This is a genomic window from Vibrio sp. 11-4(1) (assembly GCF_013048625.1).
In the GTDB taxonomy this organism is placed as follows: Bacteria; Pseudomonadota; Gammaproteobacteria; order Enterobacterales; family Vibrionaceae; genus Vibrio; species Vibrio diabolicus.
On the sequence record NZ_VHSY01000014.1, the window covers coordinates 24,597 to 44,731 of the forward strand.

The window sequence follows — 20,135 nt, forward strand, 5'->3', positions numbered from 1 at the left end:
GTTATTCTAACCGATTACGAGGACAGGGTGCGAATCAAGTTAGAGTAATCTTCTTTAATATCGTGGCTCTCTTCACGCAGCTGCTCAATCTTGCGACACGCATGAAGTACGGTCGTATGATCGCGGCCACCAAACGCATCACCAATTTCAGGCAGGCTGTGGTTGGTTAGCTCTTTTGCTAACGCCATGGCCAGCTGACGAGGACGCGCTACAGAACGAGAGCGACGTTTGGACAGCAAGTCAGCCACTTTTATCTTGTAGTATTCCGCCACCGTCTTTTGAATGTTATCGATCGTCACCAGCTTCTCTTGTAGAGCAAGCAGATCGCGCAGCGCTTCACGAACAAAATCAATCGTAATTGGGCGGCCAGTAAAGTTCGCGTTAGCGATAACGCGGTTCAGTGCACCTTCTAGCTCACGAACGTTCGAACGCAGACGCTTGGCAATGAAGAATGCCACTTCATCAGCAAGGTGGATTTGGTGATCTTCGGCTTTTTTCATCAAGATCGCCACACGCGTTTCAAGCTCAGGCGGCTCGATCGCAACAGTAAGACCCCAACCAAAGCGAGATTTAAGACGATCTTCAACGCCATTAATCTCTTTAGGATAACGGTCAGACGTTAAGATGATCTGCTGGTTACCTTCCAATAGTGCGTTGAAGGTATGGAAGAATTCTTCTTGCGAACGTTCTTTATTAGCAAAGAATTGGATGTCATCGATAAGGAGTGCATCCACACTGCGGTAGTAGCGTTTGAATTCTTCAATCGCATTGTTTTGCAGCGCTTTCACCATGTCTTGCACAAAACGTTCTGAGTGCATGTAGACCACTTTCGCGTTCGGGTTGTTATCCACAATCGCGTTACCCACCGCATGCAATAAGTGGGTTTTACCCAAACCCGTGCCGCCGTATAGGAATAGTGGGTTGTAAGCTGCACCTGGGTTATCCGATACCTGACGCGCCGCAGCCAAACCCAGTTGGTTCGACTTACCTTCAACAAAGTTGTCGAACTTGTGTTTTGGGTTCATGTTTGAACGGTGATTGATCGCCGCAATCGCTTGAGCGTCGTCATCCCAGGTTTTGTGTACTGGCTTACGCGCCTGTAATTGCGCAGGTGCAGATGACTCCGCAGCCACATCTGCAGGCGTACGTGTCGGCGCTGGTTTTGGAGCAGAGACAGGTCGACTCCCCACTTCAAAGCGTAAGTTAGGAATGTCGCCACCACAGTATTCCTGCAGTAAGCGAGTAATATTGTTCAGATACTTATCACGCACCCAGTCCAACACAAAGCGGTTTGGCGCGAATAGAGTGAGAGTATTGTCATTGAGCTCCGCTTGTAACGGACGAACCCACATGCTGAATTCTGTAGCTGGTAGCTCTTCTTGAAGCTGCTGCAAACATTGCAGCCAAAGCGAAGATGACACGGTGCCCCCACTGAGTAATTGAATTATCGGAAAAGACTGGCAATTTTACCTGTTGATAACCAAGATCGCCAGCGATTGATCGACGATCCAGTGAATAAGATCCAAGTTATTCACAATTATTTCTGCAAACTTGATGAGATCAACACACCTTGCCCCAAATTTGCCCACACAACGATCCACAATTGGGCAAAATTCACAAGATCGAGCGATTGGTGATAAGTCTGTGTATTATTTTATTCCCAATGCTGATTTTGTCGATCATTTCCCCTGGTTCAGTTCGCATTTTCGTCACATTTAACATTCTTCTTCTATTATCTAATAACTCACAGGTCTAGGTTATTGCTCTTGGTTATTTATTTAATTGAGCTAACTAACAGTAGTATTTCCAACCATAAAATTATGGAGATGTATTATGAAAAACTGGATTAAGGTTGCCGTTGCAGCCATTGCACTGTCGGCAGCAACCGTACAAGCCGCTACTGAAGTCAAAGTTGGTATGTCAGGTCGCTACTTCCCGTTTACTTTTGTAAAGCAAGACAAGCTACAAGGCTTTGAAGTCGACATGTGGGATGAAATCGGCAAACGTAACGATTACAAAATCGAATACGTAACAGCCAACTTCTCTGGTTTATTTGGTCTTTTAGAAACCGGTCGCATCGATACGATCTCCAACCAAATCACCATGACTGATGAGCGTAAAGCCAAATACCTATTTGCTGACCCTTACGTTGTAGATGGCGCACAAATTACCGTGCGTAAAGGCAACGAAAGCATCAAAGGTGTTAACGATCTTGCGGGCAAAACCGTTGCTGTGAATCTAGGATCTAACTTCGAGCAACTGCTGCGTCAATACGACAAAGACGGCAAGATCAACATTAAAACGTACGACACAGGTATCGAACATGACGTGGCGCTCGGTCGTGCAGATGCATTTGTAATGGATCGTCTTTCTGCGCTAGAACTGATTAAGAAAACCGGTCTTCCTCTGAAATTGGCGGGCGAACCGTTTGAAACCATTCAAAACGCATGGCCTTTCGTGGACAACGAGAAAGGTCGTAAGCTGCAAGAAGAAGTAAACAAAGCACTGGCTGAGATGCGCGCAGATGGTACAGTAGAGAAAATTTCCGTGAAGTGGTTTGGCGCTGACATCACGAAATAAGAACTCTTTGTACTTTAGGCCGCAAAGTGGTATCACTCTCGGACTAAAATAAACTTACGTAAAGGTGGAACTTGTTTTCCACCTTTTCTTTTCTCTAGCCTTTAGGTAAGCCGTATGGGATTTGACTTTAATTACATGTTAGAACTGCTGCCGATATTGCTGAAATATCTTGGCACTACCATGGAAATGGCGACGTGGGGATTAGTGTTTTCGCTGATTTTATCCGTCATTTTAGCCAATATTCGCGTATTTAAACTGCCAGTTCTGGATCAATTAAGCCAACTGTACATCAGCTTCTTCCGTGGCACCCCTCTCCTAGTTCAGCTTTTCCTGCTTTATTACGGCTTACCACAAATTTTCCCATTGATGGTGGGTATTGATGCCTTCTCAGCAGCGGTGATCGGTTTAACGCTGCACTTTGCCGCTTATATGGCGGAAAGCATTCGTGCCGCCATTATTGGTATTGATCGTAGCCAGATGGAAGCGAGCTTGTCGGTGGGTATGACAACATCTCAGGCGATGCGCCGAGTGATTTTACCTCAAGCAACGCGTGTCGCACTGCCTTCATTGATGAACTATTTCATCGATATGATCAAGTCAACGTCTCTCGCCTTCACGCTTGGTGTGGCCGAAATCATGGCGAAAGCACAGATGGAAGCCTCATCAAGTTTCCGTTTCTTTGAAGCTTTCCTTGCGGTTGCTCTTATTTACTGGGGCGTGGTGGTGATTCTGACTCGCGTACAAATCTGGGCAGAAGCAAAACTGAATAAGGCGTACGTACGATGATTAAGTTAGAAAATATTCACAAACGTTTTGGTGAGACTGAAGTGCTGAAAGGCATCGACCTCGATATTAAGCAAGGTGAGATCATCGTGATTATCGGCTCAAGTGGTACGGGTAAATCAACCTTGCTGCGTACGGTGAACTTTCTAGAACAAGCAGATGAAGGTCGTATCACGATAGATGACATCTCCGTTGATACTCAAAAACACACTAAAGCCGAAGTATTAGCGCTGCGTCGTCGAACTGGCTTTGTGTTCCAAAACTATGCCCTGTTTGCCCATATGAATGCGCGCCAGAACATTGCCGAAGGTCTAGTGACCGTTCGAGGTTGGAAAAAAGTCGATGCTCTCAAACGAGCGCAACAAATTCTGGATGACATAGGCCTTGGGGATAAAGGCGATAGTTATCCAGCGGCATTGTCTGGCGGCCAACAACAACGTGTGGGTATCGGCCGAGCGATGGCGCTGCAACCAGAACTGCTGTTATTTGACGAACCAACTTCTGCGTTGGATCCGGAATGGGTTGGAGAAGTTCTCTCATTAATGAAGAAGTTAGCTAATCAGCATCAAACCATGCTGGTGGTGACGCACGAGATGCAATTCGCGAAAGAAGTCGCAGATAGAGTGATCTTCATGGCGGAAGGCAATATCGTTGAGCAAGGTTCTCCACAGGATATCTTCGATAATCCACAAGATCCTCGTTTGAAAAAATTCCTTAACCAAGTAGGAATAGAGTAACGATCAAGCATCAGGATCGATTGATCCTTGAGATTTTACTCACACTACGTATAATCGCCCGGCCGGAATTTCGTACTCATTGAGTCATTGACACATTATGTGAGTGTGATTACAATTCCGCCTCTTTGTTGAGAGGCGTCGGTTGTCCTTCTCTATATAAAGAGCTTCTTTATATAAGAAAGCAAATACCCACGCCGAGTTTAACAAGAACCTAAAACTACTGATCAGTAAAGGTAATTATCATGAAACGCACTTTTCAACCTACAGTTCTAAAGCGCAAGCGTACTCACGGCTTCCGTGCTCGCATGGCAACTAAGAACGGTCGTAAAGTTATCAACGCACGTCGTGCAAAAGGCCGTGCGCGCCTATCAAAATAATCGCTAGTTTATTTTGAACACGTACGCGTTTAATCGGGAGTTACGTTTGTTAACTCCCGAGCATTATCAAAACGTCTTCCAGCAAGCTCATCGAGCTGGCTCGCCTCATTTCACCATCATTGCTCGCAATAACAAACTTTCTCATCCACGATTAGGTTTAGCGGTTCCAAAAAAGCAAATCAAAACGGCAGTCGGTCGTAACCGATTTAAGCGTTTGGCTCGTGAAAGCTTTCGTAACAATCAACATCAGCTTCCAAACAAAGATTTTGTTGTGATTGCGAAGAAAAGCGCGCAAGATTTAAGCAATGAGGAAATTTTTAAGTTGTTTGATAAGCTATGGCAACGCCTGTCTCGCCCTTCACGTGGATAGCCATTGGGCTCGTTTATCTGTATCGCTGGTTTATCAGCCCTTTGATTGGTCCTCGTTGCCGGTTCACACCAACCTGTTCCACTTACGCGCTAGAAGCTTTGAGAGCTCACGGTTTTGTAAAAGGATGTTGGTTATCAGGCAAACGTCTATTAAAATGCCACCCTTTGAATGAAGGGGGGTATGACCCCGTTCCACCAGTCCAAAAACAAGACAGAGATAACTAACGATGGATTCTCAACGTAATATCCTGCTCATCGGTTTGGCCCTGGTTTCTTTTTTGCTGTTTCAACAATGGCAAGTAGCAAAGAATCCAGAACCTCAAGCAGTTGAACAGGCTCAATCAAGCAGCACTCTACCTGCACCATCTTTTGCTGATGAACTTGACCCAGTTCCTGGCCAACAGCAAGCTTCTGCAAAAACTATCACAGTAACGACTGATGTTTTAACTCTGTCGATCGACACCGTTGGTGGCGATGTGGTACATGCCAACCTTAACGAATACTCTGCTGAGTTAGATTCATCAGATTCCTTTGTTCTGCTTAAAGACGATCAAGGTCACCAATTTATCGCTCAAAGCGGTCTAGTGGGTCCTCAAGGTATCGACTTGAGCAGCACAAATCGCCCTCACTACAACGTAAGTGCAGACAGCTTCACAATGGCTGACGGTCAAGATGAACTTCGCGTTCCGATGACATTCACTGCAAACGGCATCGAATACACCAAAACTTACATCTTTAAACGCGGCAGCTACGCGCTTAATGTTGAATACGATGTAGTGAACAACTCAGGCAACAACGCAACATTTGGTATGTACGCTCACCTACGTCAAAACCTAATGGACGATGGTGGTAGCATCACAATGCCTACTTACCGTGGTGGCGCATACTCAACAGAAGATACGCGTTACAAGAAGTACAGCTTTGATGATATGCAGGATCGCAACCTGTCTCTTAACCTAGCCGATAGCCAAGGTTGGGCAGCAATGATTCAGCACTACTTTGCCGCAGCTTGGATCCCACGTAACGAACCAGGTACTAACCTATACACTCGTGTAATTGGCAACCTAGGCGACATCGGCGTTCGTATGCCAAACAAAACTATCGCAACAGGCGATCAGGCTAAGTTTGAAGCAACACTTTGGGTTGGTCCAAAACTGCAAGATGAAATGGCAGAAGTGGCACCTAACCTAGACCTAGTAGTGGACTACGGCTGGTTATGGTTCATTGCGAAGCCTCTTCATATGTTGCTTTCATTCATCCAGAGCTTTGTTGGTAACTGGGGTGTGGCAATCATCTGTCTGACCTTCATCGTTCGTGGTGCAATGTACCCACTAACAAAAGCGCAATACACGTCTATGGCGAAAATGCGTATGCTTCAGCCTAAGCTGCAAGCAATGCGTGAGCGTATCGGTGATGACCGCCAACGTATGAGCCAAGAAATGATGGAACTGTACAAGAAAGAGAAAGTAAACCCACTCGGTGGCTGTTTACCTCTTATCCTACAGATGCCTATCTTCATCGCACTATACTGGGCGCTAATGGAATCGGTAGAGCTTCGTCACTCACCATTCTTTGGTTGGATTCACGACTTGTCAGCGCAGGACCCTTACTACATCCTACCGCTATTGATGGGTGCGTCTATGTTCCTAATCCAGAAGATGAGCCCGACTACAGTAACGGATCCAATGCAGCAGAAGATCATGACCTTTATGCCGGTTATGTTTACCTTCTTCTTCTTGTTCTTCCCATCAGGCCTAGTTCTGTACTGGTTGGTGTCGAACATCGTAACGCTTATCCAGCAAACTCTGATCTACAAAGGGTTAGAGAAAAAAGGCTTACACAGCAAGTAACCTTTTAGGAAATGATTGAGAAAGGCGGCCAAAAGGTCGCCTTTTTGTTTTTGGCTGATTACAATTCAGCTAACTAAAGTTATGGCTCAATTTGAGCCCAGCTCAAAAGGCAAAATTATGACTACAGATACGATTGTCGCTCAAGCGACCGCGCCTGGTCGTGGCGGTGTCGGTATAATTCGAGTATCAGGCCCTAAAGCCAACCAAGTGGCGTTAGAAGTCACGGGTAAGACACTAAAGCCCCGCTATGCAGAGTACCTGCCGTTTAAGTCAGAAGATGGCACAGTGCTTGATCAGGGCATCGCTCTGTACTTCCCTAACCCGCACTCATTTACTGGTGAAGACGTACTTGAGCTGCAAGGCCATGGCGGCCCCGTCGTGATGGATATGCTGATAAAACGCATTCTAGGTATTGATGGTATTAGAGCAGCTCGCCCTGGTGAGTTCTCTGAGCGCGCGTTTCTGAACGATAAACTCGATCTCGCTCAAGCAGAGGCGATCGCAGACCTCATTGATGCCAGTTCTGAAGAAGCAGCAAAATCGGCACTGCAATCCTTACAGGGCGCATTTTCAGGCCGCATTAATACCTTAGTTGAGTCGCTGATTCATTTGCGTATCTATGTTGAAGCAGCCATCGACTTCCCTGAAGAAGAGATCGACTTTTTGGCCGACGGTAAAGTGGCTGGTGACCTACAAGCCATCATCGACAACCTAGATGCGGTGCGCAAAGAAGCTAACCAAGGCGCTATTATGCGTGAAGGAATGAAAGTCGTGATTGCGGGTCGTCCAAATGCGGGCAAATCAAGCCTGCTGAACGCGCTATCGGGTAAAGAATCTGCAATCGTAACCGACATCGCAGGAACCACGCGTGATGTACTGCGTGAGCACATCCATATTGATGGCATGCCACTGCACATCATTGATACAGCAGGTTTGCGTGATGCTTCCGATGAAGTAGAGAAAATCGGTATCGAACGTGCATGGGATGAAATAGCCCAAGCAGACCGCGTGTTGTTTATGGTGGATGGCACGACAACCGATGCCACCGATCCGAAAGATATCTGGCCAGATTTTGTGGATCGCCTACCAGACAACATTGGCATAACTGTGATACGTAATAAAGCGGATCAAACGGGTGAAGATATGGGGATCTGCCACGTCAATAACCCTACCCTTATCCGTTTGTCAGCGAAGACTGGTGCAGGGGTTGAAGCTCTGCGCGATCATCTCAAGGAGTGTATGGGCTTCTCTGGCAACAGTGAAGGTGGCTTTATGGCTCGTCGCCGTCACCTCGATGCGTTGGAACGCGCCGCACAGCACCTTCAAATAGGCCAGGAACAGCTTGAAGGCTATATGGCTGGCGAGATACTGGCAGAAGAGCTGCGCATCACCCAGCAGCATCTCAACGAGATTACCGGCGAGTTCAGTTCAGACGACTTACTGGGCCGAATCTTCTCTTCATTCTGTATCGGGAAGTAAATAATCGAACGCGCGGTGCTGAGCTTAACTCACACCGCGTTTCTTTTTGTACGGCAAGCCATCCATGAGCTTTAGCCGTCGCATTCAATAAGGAAGAAGTATGATCCACATTATTACAGGCAGCACGCTAGGTGGCGCAGAATACGTAGGGGATCACCTGAGTGATCTACTCAACGAGAATGGATTTGAAACAACGATCCACAATCAGCCATCTCTTGATGAGATCGAAAATCAAGGAACGTGGTTGGTGATCACCTCAACCCATGGGGCTGGTGAGTACCCTGATAATATTCAACCTTTTATCGCGGCATTACAAAATACCCCGCCGAAAATGACCGACGTAAAGTTCGCAGTGATTGCGATTGGTGATTCAAGCTATGATACGTTCTGCGCCGCTGGTCAACACGCTTATGATTTACTAGAGGACATTGGTGCCACACCGCTCGCTGATTGTCTTAAGATTGATGTACTGAGCCATGCAGTACCCGAAGACGCCGCTGAGGCATGGTTAAAAGAGAATATCGAACGCTTTTAAGCTCTCCGCTTTCCCTTCAACAGAGTCGAAATTCGGCTCTGTTTTCCCCAATGTGAATAACTCCCGTCAAATTATTTTGTTTAACTGCTCAAAAACCAATCAAACGAGCTGTGGATAACTACGATAAGATCCAGTGATTTTCCTTTAGTTATCCCAATAACAACTTTGATCAATTTTACCCCCTGTGTATAACTACCACTTTTGATCCCAGGTAATCCTCGATCTGATCCAATCATGATCACAAGATATGATCCAAAGAAGATCCATGATCTTGTTGATCATTTTTAGGTTATCCACAGAAACGGTCGATCCTAATAGTAGATCTAATAAAAGATCATATATATAGATCTTATATATATTTATCTTGAAGCTTAAAACGGATAAAACGAGAAAACGTTTTTCTCTGTGGCATAAAGCAGGTAAAATACGGCTCCTTTATCTGTCCATTAAATCCCTTTGAATACCTGAGGTCAGTTCATGCTTTATCACGAAAACTTTGACGTCATTGTTGTCGGTGGCGGACACGCAGGAACGGAAGCCGCGCTCGCATCTGCACGCACAGGACAAAAAACGCTTCTCCTTACCCATAACATCGATACATTAGGCCAGATGTCTTGTAACCCGGCGATTGGTGGTATTGGTAAAGGTCACTTAGTAAAAGAAGTGGATGCTATGGGCGGTTTGATGGCTGAAGCCATCGACCATGCAGGTATTCAATTCCGTACACTAAATGCCTCCAAAGGTCCTGCAGTTCGAGCGACTCGAGCTCAAGCGGATCGTGCTCTGTACAAAGCGTACGTCCGTAACGCATTAGAAAATGCACCTAACTTAACGCTGTTCCAGCAGTCAGTGGATGATCTGATTGTTGAGCAAGACCGCGCGGTTGGCGTGGTGACTCAAATGGGACTTCGCTTCCATGCGAAAGCCGTCGTACTAACGGTAGGTACGTTTCTTGGTGGTAAGATCCACATTGGCATGGAGAGCTCTTCAGGCGGACGTGCAGGAGATCCACCGTCGATCGCATTAGCGGATCGATTACGTGAACTGCCATTCCGTGTGGATCGTTTAAAAACGGGTACCCCACCGCGCATTGATGCTCGCACCGTTGATTTTTCAGTGCTTGAAGCTCAGCACGGTGATAACCCTACCCCTGTATTTTCATTCATGGGTAAACGCGAACAACACCCGCGTCAGATCCCATGTTTTATTACGCACACCAATGAGCAAACGCACGACGTGATCCGTAGCAACTTGGATCGCAGTCCGATGTACGCGGGTGTGATTGAAGGCATTGGTCCGCGTTACTGCCCGTCGATTGAAGACAAAGTGATGCGTTTTGCGGATAAAAATAGCCACCAAATCTTCATTGAGCCAGAAGGTTTAACGACGCACGAGCTATACCCTAACGGTATCTCGACTAGCTTGCCATTTGATGTGCAAGTACAAATCGTTCGCTCAATGAAAGGCTTTGAAAATGCGCATATCGTTCGTCCTGGTTATGCGATTGAGTACGATTTCTTCGATCCACGTGATTTGAAGCAAACGTACGAAACCAAGTTTATTCATGGTCTGTTCTTTGCTGGTCAGATTAATGGTACGACTGGCTACGAAGAAGCCGCAGCGCAAGGCTTGATGGCCGGTCTAAACGCAAGCTTGTACAGCCAAGACAAAGAAGGCTGGAGCCCACGTCGTGACCAAGCTTACATGGGCGTATTGATTGATGATTTATCGACCATGGGTACCAAAGAACCGTACCGCATGTTCACTTCTCGTGCGGAATATCGCTTGTTGCTACGTGAAGATAACGCCGATTTACGTTTAACGGAAAAAGCACGCGAGTTAGGCTTGATTGACGATATTCGTTGGGCTCGCTTTAACGAGAAACTCAATAACATGGAAATGGAACGTCAACGTTTGAAATCAACGTGGATGAATCCGAAGTCAGAAGGCGTGGATGAGCTGAACAAGCTGCTGAAAACACCAATGGCACGTGAAGCGAGTGGTGAGGATCTTCTGCGTCGTCCAGAGATCACTTATTCGCAACTGACGCAACTTGAAGCGTTTGCTCCTGCACTTGAAGATCAGCAAGCGGCGGAGCAAGTTGAAATTCAAGTAAAATACGATGGTTACATCAAGCGTCAGCAGGAAGAGATCGAAAAATCATTGCGTCACGAAAATACCAAGTTACCTGCTGATTTGGATTACCGCGATGTAAAAGGTTTATCAAACGAAGTCGTTGCTAAACTGAGTGAAGCCAAACCAGAGAGCATCGGTATTGCATCGCGCATTTCTGGTATTACGCCTGCTGCAATTTCTATTCTACTTGTTCACTTGAAAAAGCATGGTTTGCTGAAGAAAGGTGAGGAAGAATAATGAGCGCATTGCGAACAAAGCTGGATTCACTGATCGCGAAAACCGATTTAGAAGTGTCAGAGCAACAAAGAGAGCAATTGGTCGGTTACGTCGAACTGCTCGACAAGTGGAACAAAGCGTACAACTTAACGTCGGTGCGCGATCCGCTTGATATGTTAGTGAAACATATTCTTGATAGCATCGTGGTGAGCACACACCTGCCCGGTGAGCGTTTCATTGATGTTGGTACTGGTCCGGGCTTACCGGGCATACCTTTGGCAATCATGAACCCTGAGAAGACCTTCTTCTTGCTCGACAGTCTTGGCAAACGCATCCGTTTTATCAAGCAAGTCGTGCACATATTAGGGCTGAAAAACGTGACACCAATTCAAAGTCGCGTCGAAGAATTCCAACCTGAAGAAAAATTTGATGGCGTTTTGAGTCGAGCTTTTGCTTCAATGACAGACATGGTGGAATGGTGCCACCATTTGCCGAAACAAGAGCATGGGGTGTTTCTAGCGCTGAAAGGACAGCACCCTAAAGATGAAATGGATCAGCTTCCTGAATGGTGCAGTGTGACAGAGATCATATCTTTAGCTGTTCCTGAGTTGGAAGGTGATCGTCATCTAGTAATCTTATCGCGCAAGGAAAATTAGCGAGGTAATCGTGGGTAAAATTGTAGCAATCGCCAACCAGAAAGGTGGGGTCGGCAAAACAACAACGTGCATTAACTTAGCGGCTTCGATGGCGGCAACAAAGCGCAAGGTTTTGGTGATCGATCTCGACCCGCAAGGCAATGCTACGATGGCCAGTGGCGTGGATAAGTATATGGTCGATGCCACCGCATACGATCTTTTGGTCGAAGATACACCGTTCGATCAAGTCGTATGTACCCAAACCACAGGGAAGTATGATTTGATCGCGGCGAACGGTGACGTAACCGCGGCAGAGATCAAATTGATGGAAGTGTTCGCTCGCGAAGTGCGTTTAAAAAATGCATTGTCGTCAGTTCGCGATAACTATGATTTCATCTTTATTGATTGTCCTCCTTCTCTAAACCTTCTTACAATCAATGCGATGGCGGCAGCTGATTCTGTGCTGGTGCCGATGCAATGTGAATACTTTGCGTTAGAAGGTTTAACTGCTCTTATGGACACAATCAGCAAGTTAGCGGCTGTGGTTAATGAAAACCTCAAAATCGAAGGTTTACTGCGTACTATGTACGACCCGCGCAACCGCCTATCGAATGAAGTGTCCGATCAACTTAAAAAACACTTTGGCAATAAAGTTTACCGTACCGTCATTCCGCGTAATGTGCGTTTGGCCGAAGCGCCAAGTCACGGTAAACCAGCGATGTACTACGATAAGTACTCTGCAGGGGCCAAAGCGTATCTTGCTCTAGCGGGCGAAATGCTCCGCCGCGAAGAAATCCCAGTTTAACTCTAACCTAAGGAATTCAATCCCATGTCTAAGCGTGGTCTCGGAAAAGGACTGGATGCGTTATTGTCGACCAGTTCGTTTGCTCGTGAAAAACAGCATATTGCATCGCATAGCCAAGAATTATCGGCAGACGGTGAGTTAACCGACTTAGCGATTGGTCAATTGCAACCGGGCGTATACCAACCGCGTAAAGATATGGCGCCTGAAGCGCTAGAAGAATTAGCGGCTTCGATTCAGTCACAAGGCATTATTCAGCCAATCGTGGTTCGCCAGGTTGAAAACGGCCAGTTTGAGATCATCGCAGGTGAGCGCCGCTGGCGTGCGGCAAGGCAGGCTGGTTTAAAACGCGTGCCGTGTTTGGTGAAGAAAGTCGAAGATCGCGCGGCGATTGCCATGGCGTTGATTGAGAACATTCAACGTGAAGACTTGAATGTGATTGAAGAAGCACAAGCGCTTGAGCGCTTACAAGACGAATTTACGCTTACGCATCAACAAGTCGCAGAAGTGATTGGTAAGTCGAGAACGACGGTCAGTAACTTGTTACGTTTAAACCAGCTTGAGTCCGATGTGAAAAGCTTGGTTGCGGATAAATTGCTAGAAATGGGTCATGCGCGAGCGCTATTGGCCTTGCAGGGTGAACAGCAGGTTGAGGTTGCTCAACAAGTCGCGAAAAAGCAAATGACTGTTCGCCAAACCGAACAGTTAGTAAAAAAGTGTTTAGCCCCACAAAATGAGCAAAAAGGGCAACAAGAAGATACCGAAGCTGAGCAAATGTCGCATAAATTGAGTCAGCTGCTTGATGCAAAAGTTTCTCTGACCCGTTCTGCAAACGGAAAAGCGAAATTGACGATAAGTCTTGATGAGCCTCACAAATTGGACCAACTAATTGCCAAGCTTGAGGCCTAGATGAGATAATTGATTTAGGTCAATTAATCTAATTAATCGAATTTTGTGCGAAAGTTGTCGTTTTGTAAACAAAACTGTAAGTTTTTGATGCAATCGAATTGCTTTACGTTGAACTGAACGTATAATTTTCGCCAATTTCCCAGCACAGAGAGTTTAGTGCGAAGTGGATATTACTAGAGGTACGAATACATGGTAGCTGCGTTAGCTAGACCAGGACGAGAGCTCGCAAGGCAATTGTTAATGATCCAGTCTGGCGCGGTTATTTTTGTGGCAGCAGGAATGGCGGTAGCCATAAATCCTGACTGGGGATTTTCAGCGCTGATTGGCGGAGGCATTTTTGTTGTTGCCAATGCAGTATTTGCGCTGTGTGCTTTCATGTTTAGTGGGGCTCGCGCTGCCAAGCGCATCGCGGCTTCCTTCTATACGGGTGAAGTACTGAAAATTCTCATCACGGTTGCACTGTTCTATGTTGCCTACATGTATATGCAGGTGGAACTTGTTCCCCTCAAACTAACCTATTTGCTGGTACTAGGTATTAATATCTGTGCACCAGTGCTATTCATTAACAACAAAAAATAGGATGAGTTATGGCTGCGCCAGGTGAAGCGCTAACATCGTCCGGTTACATTGCCCACCACCTTTCTAACCTATCGCTGTATAAGTTGGGTTTAGTAGGGTCGGAGACAAGTTTCTGGAACGTACATATCGATAGCCTGTTTTTTTCTTGGTTTACTGGTTTAATCTTCCTCGGAATTTTTTACAAAGTAGCGAAGAGAACAACAGCGGGTGTACCGGGTAAGCTTCAGTGTGCTGTAGAAATGATCGTTGAATTTGTCGCCGATAACGTCAAAGACACGTTCCATGGACGCAACCCACTGATCGCGCCTTTAGCACTGACTATCTTTTGTTGGGTATTTTTGATGAACGTGATGGACTTAGTTCCTATCGACTTCTTACCGTACCCAGCAGAACATTGGCTAGGTATCCCTTACCTTAAGGTTGTACCGTCTGCTGATGTGAATATCACCATGGCTATGGCTCTAGGCGTTTTTGCATTGATGATTTACTACAGCATCAAAGTGAAAGGTCTAGGTGGATTCGCAAAAGAACTTGCACTACATCCATTCAATCACCCACTTATGATTCCGTTTAACCTACTGATTGAAGTGGTATCGCTACTGGCGAAACCTCTATCACTTGGTATGCGTCTATTCGGTAACATGTTCGCGGGTGAGGTTGTATTCATTCTTTGTGCGGCAATGCTACCATGGTACTTACAATGGATGGGTTCACTACCGTGGGCAATCTTCCATATCTTGGTTATTACGATTCAAGCCTTCGTATTCATGATGTTGACAATTGTTTACCTGTCAATGGCACACGAAGATCCTGATCATTAATTTTTTTAAAGCTTTTTATTTGGGCACTAAGCCAACAACTATAAATTGGAGATAGTAATGGAAACTTTACTGAGCTTTTCTGCAATCGCCGTAGGTATTATCGTCGGTCTTGCTTCTCTTGGTACAGCGATTGGTTTCGCACTGCTAGGTGGTAAATTCCTAGAAGGTGCTGCACGTCAACCAGAAATGGCTCCTATGCTACAAGTTAAGATGTTCATCATCGCGGGTCTACTTGATGCGGTTCCAATGATCGGTATCGTAATCGCGCTACTATTCACTTTCGCAAACCCATTCGTTGGTCAACTAGGTTAATCACCTTTAACTCGGGACGAGCGATTAGCGCTTGTCACTGATTAACACTAAGTCCAAATAGAGGGGTAGCTGTTGTGAACATAAACGCAACTCTGCTAGGTCAAGCAATCTCGTTTGCACTATTTGTGTGGTTCTGCATGAAGTATGTATGGCCACCATTGATGAAAGCGATCGAAGAGCGTCAGAAGAAAATTGCTGATGGCCTTCAAGCAGCAGAACGTGCTGCGAAAGACTTGGATCTAGCACAAGCCAACGCTTCTGATCAATTGAAAGAAGCGAAGCGCACAGCAACTGAGATCATCGAACAAGCGAACAAGCGTAAGTCTCAAATTCTTGATGAAGCTCGCGAGGAAGCTCAGGCAGAACGCCAGAAAATCCTAGCGCAAGCAGAAGCAGAACTTGAAGCTGAACGCAATCGTGCGCGCGATGACCTGCGCAAACAAGTTGCTACTCTGGCTGTAGCTGGTGCTGAGAAAATCCTTGAGCGTTCTATCGATAAAGATGCGCAAAAAGATATTCTCGACAACATTACTGCAAAACTTTAAGTCTGGGGGCGCATATGTCTGATTTGACTACTATCGCACGCCCCTATGCTAAAGCAGCCTTCGACTTTGCTTTAGAGAAAGACCAGTTGGACCAATGGGGCCAAATGTTATCTTTTGCTGCTGAAGTGGCCAAAAACGAACAAATGAACGAACTTCTAACCGGTTCGGTTTCTGCTGATAAAATGGCAGAGATTTTTGTTGCAGTTTGCGGCGAACAAGTTGATACGCACGGTCAAAACCTTTTGAAGGTGATGGCTGAGAATGGTCGTTTAGCGGCCCTTCCTGATGTTTGCACAGAGTTTTACACTCTGAAGAAAGAGCATGAGAAAGAAATCGATGTTGAAGTCATTTCAGCAACAGAACTTTCTGATGAGCAACTTGCAAACATTGGCAGCAAACTTGAAAAGCGTCTTGAACGCAAAGTGAAGCTGAATTGCAGTGTAGATGAGACCCTACTTGGTGGGGTTATTATTCGAGCCGGAGACCTAGTCATCGATGACTCAGCGCGTGGTCGTTTGAACCGCCTGAGCGATGCATTGCAGTCTTAATGGGGATTGGAGCATGCAACTTAATTCCACGGAAATTAGCGATCTAATCAAACAACGCATCGAATCTTTCGAAGTTGTTAGTGAAGCTCGCAACGAGGGTACTATCGTATCGGTAAGCGATGGTATCATCCGCATCCACGGCCTAGCGGACGTGATGCAAGGTGAAATGATTGAATTACCGGGTGGCCGTTATGCACTGGCACTTAACCTTGAGCGTGACTCGGTTGGTGCGGTTGTAATGGGCCCATATGCTGACCTTAAGGAAGGCATGAAAGTTACAGGTACTGGCCGCATTCTTGAAGTGCCAGTTGGTCCAGAACTACTAGGCCGCGTAGTAAACACGCTGGGTGAGCCTATCGATGGTAAAGGTCCAATCGAAGCGAAAATGACTTCGCCTGTAGAAGTGATCGCACCAGGTGTAATCGACCGTAAATCGGTAGACCAACCTGTGCAAACTGGTTATAAGTCAGTTGACTCAATGATCCCAATCGGTCGTGGTCAGCGTGAGCTTATTATCGGTGACCGTCAGATTGGTAAAACAGCACTGGCGATCGATGCGATCATCAACCAGAAAGACTCTGGTATTTTCTCTATCTACGTAGCAATTGGTCAGAAAGCATCGACTATCGCTAACGTAGTTCGCAAACTAGAAGAGCACGGCGCACTACAAAACACGATCGTTGTAGTTGCATCAGCTTCTGAATCTGCAGCGCTGCAATACCTAGCGCCATACGCAGGTTGTGCGATGGGTGAATACTTCCGCGATCGCGGTGAAGACGCACTGATTGTTTACGATGACCTATCTAAGCAAGCGGTAGCTTACCGTCAGATCTCTCTACTACTTAAACGTCCACCAGGCCGTGAGGCATTCCCAGGTGACGTATTCTACTTACACTCGCGTCTACTAGAGCGTGCAGCTCGTGTAAACGAAGAGTACGTAGAGCGTTTCACTAACGGTGAAGTGAAAGGTAAGACTGGTTCATTAACTGCTCTTCCTATCATCGAAACTCAAGCAGGTGACGTTTCAGCATTCGTACCGACTAACGTAATCTCGATTACCGATGGTCAGATCTTCCTACAAACTGAGCTATTCAACGCCGGTGTTCGTCCAGCGGTTGACCCAGGTATCTCAGTATCTCGTGTAGGTGGTTCAGCTCAGACGAAAATCATCAAGAAACTATCAGGTGGTATCCGTACAGCACTAGCTGCATACCGCGAACTAGCAGCATTTGCTCAGTTCTCTTCTGACCTTGATGAAGCAACGAAGAAACAGCTAGACCATGGTCAAAAAGTAACAGAACTAATGAAGCAGAAGCAGTACGCTCCGATGTCTGTATTTGACCAAGCTCTAACTATCTTCGCGGCAGAGCGCGGTTACCTTGATGATGTAGAACTTAACAAAGTTCTAGATTTCGAGGCGGCTCTACTATCGTACGCTCGCGGTCAATACGCTGAACTAGCAGCTGAGATCGACAAGTCTGGCGCTTACAACGATGAAATCGAAGCTCAGTTGAAGAAACTGACTGACGACTTCAAAGCAACCCAAACTTGGTAATTAGGTCGGTGGCAGTTTCTGCCACCAACTAACGGAGAGTAACGATGGCCGGCGCAAAAGAGATACGTAATAAAATCGGTAGTGTTAAAAGCACGCAGAAAATTACGAAAGCGATGGAAATGGTAGCAGCTTCAAAAATGCGTCGTTCTCAAGATGCAATGGAAGCTTCTCGTCCATACGCTGAAACAATGCGTAAAGTGATCGGTCATGTGGCTAACGCAAATCTAGAGTACAGACATCCGTACCTAGAAGAGCGTGAAGCAAAGCGAGTTGGTTACATCATCGTTTCTACAGACCGTGGTCTGTGTGGTGGTTTGAACATTAACGTGTTCAAAAAAGCCGTTACAGACATGCAAGCATGGAGAGAGAAAGGTGCTGAGATTGAGCTTGCCGTTGTTGGCTCAAAAGCAACAGCTTTCTTTAAACATGGTGGCGCAAAAGTTGCGGCACAGGTTTCTGGCCTGGGTGATAACCCAAGCTTAGAAGACCTAATCGGTTCTGTTGGCGTAATGCTGAAGAAATACGATGAAGGTGAACTGGACCGTCTATACGTAGTATTCAACAAGTTTGTTAATACTATGGTTCAGCAACCAACGATCGATCAATTGCTACCTTTGCCTAAATCGGACAGCGAAGAGATGCAGCGTGAGCACTCATGGGACTACATCTATGAGCCTGAGCCAAAACCTCTACTGGATACACTACTAGTGCGTTACGTAGAGTCTCAGGTATACCAAGGTGTGGTTGAGAACCTTGCTTGTGAACAAGCGGCTCGAATGATTGCGATGAAGGCTGCAACGGATAACGCAACCAACTTGATTGACGATTTGGAACTTGTGTACAACAAAGCCCGTCAGGCTGCGATCACACAAGAACTATCGGAAATCGTTGGTGGTGCAGCTGCGGTTTAAGCTTAGGTAAAACGAAATAGTTTAGAGGATTAACGATGGCTACAGGTAAGATCGTACAGATCATCGGTGCGGTAGTCGACGTAGAGTTCCCACAGAGCAATGTACCTAGTGTATATGACGCTCTAAACGTAACGGACTCAAAAGAGCGTCTAGTTCTTGAAGTTCAACAACAGCTAGGCGGTGGCGTAGTTCGTTGTATCGTAATGGGTAGCTCTGATGGTTTACGTCGTGGAGTTGAAGTGGTTAACACTGGCGCTCCAATTTCAGTACCAGTCGGTACTAAAACTCTAGGTCGTATCATGAACGTCCTAGGTGACGCGATTGATGAGCGTGGTGAAGTGGGCGCGGAAGAGGTTTACTCTATCCACCGCAGCGCACCAAGCTACGAAGAACAATCAAACGAGATCGCACTTCTAGAAACGGGCGTTAAAGTAATCGACCTAATTTGTCCATTCGCTAAGGGTGGTAAAATCGGTCTATTCGGTGGTGCTGGTGTAGGTAAGACCGTTAACATGATGGAACTTATCAACAACATCGCACTACAGCACTCAGGTCTATCCGTATTTGCGGGTGTTGGTGAGCGTACTCGTGAAGGTAACGATTTCTACTACGAGATGCAGGAAGCGGGCGTTGTAAACGTTGAGAAGCCTGAAGAATCGAAAGTAGCGATGGTTTACGGTCAGATGAACGAGCCACCAGGTAACCGTCTACGTGTTGCACTGACTGGTCTAACAATGGCAGAACGTTTCCGTGACGAAGGTCGTGACGTACTACTGTTCATTGATAACATCTACCGTTACACACTTGCAGGTACAGAGGTATCGGCACTGCTAGGTCGTATGCCTTCTGCGGTAGGTTACCAGCCAACTCTTGCAGAAGAGATGGGTGTACTTCAGGAGCGTATCACGTCAACGAAATCAGGTTCTATCACGTCTGTACAGGCGGTATACGTACCTGCGGATGACTTGACTGACCCGTCTCCAGCAACAACGTTCGCGCACTTGGATGCAACGGTTGTACTTAACCGTAACATCGCTGCAATGGGTCTATACCCTGCGATCGACCCACTAGATTCAACATCTCGTATGCTTGATCCACTAGTAGTTGGTCAAGATCACTACGAAGTTGCTCGTGGCGTTCAGCAGACACTTCAGCGCTACAAAGAGCTGAAAGACATCATTGCTATCCTAGGTATGGACGAGCTATCTGAAGAAGATAAGCAAGTTGTATCTCGTGCACGTAAGATTGAGCGTTTCCTAACTCAGCCTTACCACGTAGCAGAAGTATTTACAGGTGACCCTGGTATTTACGTACCTCTAAAAGAGACTCTACGTGGCTTTAAAGGTCTACTAGCTGGTGAATACGACGACATTCCTGAGCAGGCATTCATGTACTGCGGTAGCATCGACGATGCTATTGAGAATGCGAAGAAGCTATAAGGCTAACTAGGAGGCGA

The 20,135-nt window shown here is 46.3% G+C and carries 22 protein-coding genes; 21 read left to right on the forward strand and 1 reads right to left on the reverse strand.

Translation table 11 applies throughout. The annotated features are described in order from the left end of the window. Positions 1–14: 14 nt before the first annotated feature. Positions 15–1,421: a chromosomal replication initiator protein DnaA gene (gene dnaA / locus FKN16_RS21215; RefSeq protein WP_005378835.1), complete on the reverse strand. Its 1,407-nt coding sequence runs from the start codon at positions 1,419–1,421 to the stop codon at positions 15–17. A gap of 412 nt (positions 1,422–1,833) precedes the next feature. Between dnaA and FKN16_RS21220 the strand changes: the two genes are divergently transcribed. The 21 genes from FKN16_RS21220 (at position 1,834) to atpD (ending at position 20,118) form a co-directional block, all read left to right on the forward strand. Continuing rightward, positions 1,834–2,580 (forward strand): amino acid ABC transporter substrate-binding protein, encoded by a 747-nt coding sequence (locus FKN16_RS21220; RefSeq protein ID WP_170903491.1) that lies wholly within the window; start codon positions 1,834–1,836, stop codon positions 2,578–2,580. 114 nt (positions 2,581–2,694) lie between these two features. After that, a complete protein-coding gene (locus FKN16_RS21225) occupies positions 2,695–3,366 on the forward strand; it encodes an amino acid ABC transporter permease (RefSeq protein ID WP_005378829.1) in 672 nt (223 codons plus the stop codon). After that, a complete protein-coding gene (locus FKN16_RS21230; RefSeq protein ID WP_048625594.1) occupies positions 3,363–4,100 on the forward strand; it encodes an amino acid ABC transporter ATP-binding protein in 738 nt (245 codons plus the stop codon). The genes FKN16_RS21225 and FKN16_RS21230 overlap by 4 nt, the downstream gene beginning before the upstream one ends. 242 nt (positions 4,101–4,342) lie before the next feature. Continuing rightward, positions 4,343–4,477: a 50S ribosomal protein L34 gene (gene rpmH / locus FKN16_RS21235; RefSeq protein ID WP_005378825.1), complete on the forward strand. Its 135-nt coding sequence runs from the start codon at positions 4,343–4,345 to the stop codon at positions 4,475–4,477. Positions 4,478–4,523: 46 nt separating this feature from the next. Then, positions 4,524–4,847 (forward strand): ribonuclease P protein component, encoded by a 324-nt coding sequence (gene rnpA / locus FKN16_RS21240; protein WP_005394102.1) that lies wholly within the window; start codon positions 4,524–4,526, stop codon positions 4,845–4,847. Then, complete coding sequence (yidD, locus tag FKN16_RS21245; RefSeq protein WP_005378822.1) at positions 4,814–5,071, forward strand: membrane protein insertion efficiency factor YidD; 258 nt, start codon at positions 4,814–4,816, stop codon at positions 5,069–5,071. The genes rnpA and yidD overlap by 34 nt, the downstream gene beginning before the upstream one ends. 2 nt (positions 5,072–5,073) lie before the next feature. Beyond that, positions 5,074–6,696, forward strand: coding sequence for a membrane protein insertase YidC (yidC, locus tag FKN16_RS21250; RefSeq protein WP_170903492.1), 1,623 nt, complete (start codon positions 5,074–5,076; stop codon positions 6,694–6,696). 117 nt (positions 6,697–6,813) lie between these two features. After that, positions 6,814–8,175 carry a tRNA uridine-5-carboxymethylaminomethyl(34) synthesis GTPase MnmE gene (gene mnmE, locus FKN16_RS21255; protein ID WP_005383836.1) on the forward strand — a complete coding sequence of 454 codons (1,362 nt, stop codon included), beginning with the start codon at positions 6,814–6,816 and terminating at the stop codon, positions 8,173–8,175. Between the two features lie 100 nt (positions 8,176–8,275). Beyond that, positions 8,276–8,710: an FMN-binding protein MioC gene (mioC, locus tag FKN16_RS21260; protein WP_005394096.1), complete on the forward strand. Its 435-nt coding sequence runs from the start codon at positions 8,276–8,278 to the stop codon at positions 8,708–8,710. A 477-nt stretch (positions 8,711–9,187) separates the two neighbouring features. Continuing rightward, positions 9,188–11,083, forward strand: a complete 1,896-nt coding sequence (gene mnmG / locus FKN16_RS21265; RefSeq protein ID WP_170903493.1) for a tRNA uridine-5-carboxymethylaminomethyl(34) synthesis enzyme MnmG — start codon at positions 9,188–9,190, stop codon at positions 11,081–11,083. Beyond that, complete coding sequence (rsmG, locus tag FKN16_RS21270; protein WP_170903494.1) at positions 11,083–11,718, forward strand: 16S rRNA (guanine(527)-N(7))-methyltransferase RsmG; 636 nt, start codon at positions 11,083–11,085, stop codon at positions 11,716–11,718. The genes mnmG and rsmG overlap by 1 nt, the downstream gene beginning before the upstream one ends. 10 nt (positions 11,719–11,728) lie before the next feature. Next, a complete protein-coding gene (locus FKN16_RS21275) occupies positions 11,729–12,502 on the forward strand; it encodes a ParA family protein (protein WP_005383838.1) in 774 nt (257 codons plus the stop codon). 24 nt (positions 12,503–12,526) lie between these two features. Then, positions 12,527–13,408 carry a ParB/RepB/Spo0J family partition protein gene (locus FKN16_RS21280; protein WP_005394090.1) on the forward strand — a complete coding sequence of 294 codons (882 nt, stop codon included), beginning with the start codon at positions 12,527–12,529 and terminating at the stop codon, positions 13,406–13,408. Between the two features lie 189 nt (positions 13,409–13,597). Beyond that, positions 13,598–13,987, forward strand: a complete 390-nt coding sequence (locus FKN16_RS21285; protein WP_005378921.1) for a F0F1 ATP synthase subunit I — start codon at positions 13,598–13,600, stop codon at positions 13,985–13,987. A gap of 8 nt (positions 13,988–13,995) precedes the next feature. After that, positions 13,996–14,808 (forward strand): F0F1 ATP synthase subunit A, encoded by an 813-nt coding sequence (gene atpB / locus FKN16_RS21290; RefSeq protein ID WP_005378922.1) that lies wholly within the window; start codon positions 13,996–13,998, stop codon positions 14,806–14,808. A 57-nt stretch (positions 14,809–14,865) separates the two neighbouring features. Then, positions 14,866–15,120, forward strand: a complete 255-nt coding sequence (gene atpE / locus FKN16_RS21295) for a F0F1 ATP synthase subunit C (protein ID WP_002540812.1) — start codon at positions 14,866–14,868, stop codon at positions 15,118–15,120. Between the two features lie 74 nt (positions 15,121–15,194). Beyond that, positions 15,195–15,665, forward strand: a complete 471-nt coding sequence (atpF, locus tag FKN16_RS21300; protein ID WP_031780375.1) for a F0F1 ATP synthase subunit B — start codon at positions 15,195–15,197, stop codon at positions 15,663–15,665. A gap of 14 nt (positions 15,666–15,679) precedes the next feature. Further along, entirely contained in the window at positions 15,680–16,213 is a 534-nt protein-coding gene (atpH, locus tag FKN16_RS21305; protein WP_005394085.1) for a F0F1 ATP synthase subunit delta, read from the forward strand. A 13-nt stretch (positions 16,214–16,226) separates the two neighbouring features. Beyond that, entirely contained in the window at positions 16,227–17,768 is a 1,542-nt protein-coding gene (atpA, locus tag FKN16_RS21310; protein WP_005394084.1) for a F0F1 ATP synthase subunit alpha, read from the forward strand. A 44-nt stretch (positions 17,769–17,812) separates the two neighbouring features. Continuing rightward, on the forward strand, positions 17,813–18,679 hold the full coding sequence (gene atpG, locus FKN16_RS21315) for a F0F1 ATP synthase subunit gamma (protein ID WP_005394082.1): 867 nt from the start codon (positions 17,813–17,815) through the stop codon (positions 18,677–18,679). Between the two features lie 35 nt (positions 18,680–18,714). Continuing rightward, positions 18,715–20,118: a F0F1 ATP synthase subunit beta gene (atpD, locus tag FKN16_RS21320; RefSeq protein WP_005383849.1), complete on the forward strand. Its 1,404-nt coding sequence runs from the start codon at positions 18,715–18,717 to the stop codon at positions 20,116–20,118. Positions 20,119–20,135 lie beyond the last annotated feature (17 nt).

Excerpts from the sequence above, each read along its gene's own strand:
- FKN16_RS21220 (WP_170903491.1), top strand. The coding sequence starts at position 1,834 with ATGAAAAACTGGATTAAGGTTGCCGTTGCAGCCATTGCACTGTCGGCA.
- FKN16_RS21225 (WP_005378829.1), top strand. The coding sequence starts at position 2,695 with ATGGGATTTGACTTTAATTACATGTTAGAACTGCTGCCGATATTGCTG.
- FKN16_RS21230 (WP_048625594.1), top strand. The coding sequence starts at position 3,363 with ATGATTAAGTTAGAAAATATTCACAAACGTTTTGGTGAGACTGAAGTG.
- rpmH (WP_005378825.1), top strand. The coding sequence starts at position 4,343 with ATGAAACGCACTTTTCAACCTACAGTTCTAAAGCGCAAGCGTACTCAC.
- yidD (WP_005378822.1), top strand. The coding sequence starts at position 4,814 with ATGGCAACGCCTGTCTCGCCCTTCACGTGGATAGCCATTGGGCTCGTT.
- yidC (WP_170903492.1), top strand. The coding sequence starts at position 5,074 with ATGGATTCTCAACGTAATATCCTGCTCATCGGTTTGGCCCTGGTTTCT.
- mnmE (WP_005383836.1), top strand. The coding sequence starts at position 6,814 with ATGACTACAGATACGATTGTCGCTCAAGCGACCGCGCCTGGTCGTGGC.
- mioC (WP_005394096.1), top strand. The coding sequence starts at position 8,276 with ATGATCCACATTATTACAGGCAGCACGCTAGGTGGCGCAGAATACGTA.
- mnmG (WP_170903493.1), top strand. The coding sequence starts at position 9,188 with ATGCTTTATCACGAAAACTTTGACGTCATTGTTGTCGGTGGCGGACAC.
- rsmG (WP_170903494.1), top strand. The coding sequence starts at position 11,083 with ATGAGCGCATTGCGAACAAAGCTGGATTCACTGATCGCGAAAACCGAT.
- FKN16_RS21280 (WP_005394090.1), top strand. The coding sequence starts at position 12,527 with ATGTCTAAGCGTGGTCTCGGAAAAGGACTGGATGCGTTATTGTCGACC.
- FKN16_RS21285 (WP_005378921.1), top strand. The coding sequence starts at position 13,598 with ATGGTAGCTGCGTTAGCTAGACCAGGACGAGAGCTCGCAAGGCAATTG.
- atpB (WP_005378922.1), top strand. The coding sequence starts at position 13,996 with ATGGCTGCGCCAGGTGAAGCGCTAACATCGTCCGGTTACATTGCCCAC.
- atpE (WP_002540812.1), top strand. The coding sequence starts at position 14,866 with ATGGAAACTTTACTGAGCTTTTCTGCAATCGCCGTAGGTATTATCGTC.
- atpH (WP_005394085.1), top strand. The coding sequence starts at position 15,680 with ATGTCTGATTTGACTACTATCGCACGCCCCTATGCTAAAGCAGCCTTC.
- atpA (WP_005394084.1), top strand. The coding sequence starts at position 16,227 with ATGCAACTTAATTCCACGGAAATTAGCGATCTAATCAAACAACGCATC.
- atpG (WP_005394082.1), top strand. The coding sequence starts at position 17,813 with ATGGCCGGCGCAAAAGAGATACGTAATAAAATCGGTAGTGTTAAAAGC.
- atpD (WP_005383849.1), top strand. The coding sequence starts at position 18,715 with ATGGCTACAGGTAAGATCGTACAGATCATCGGTGCGGTAGTCGACGTA.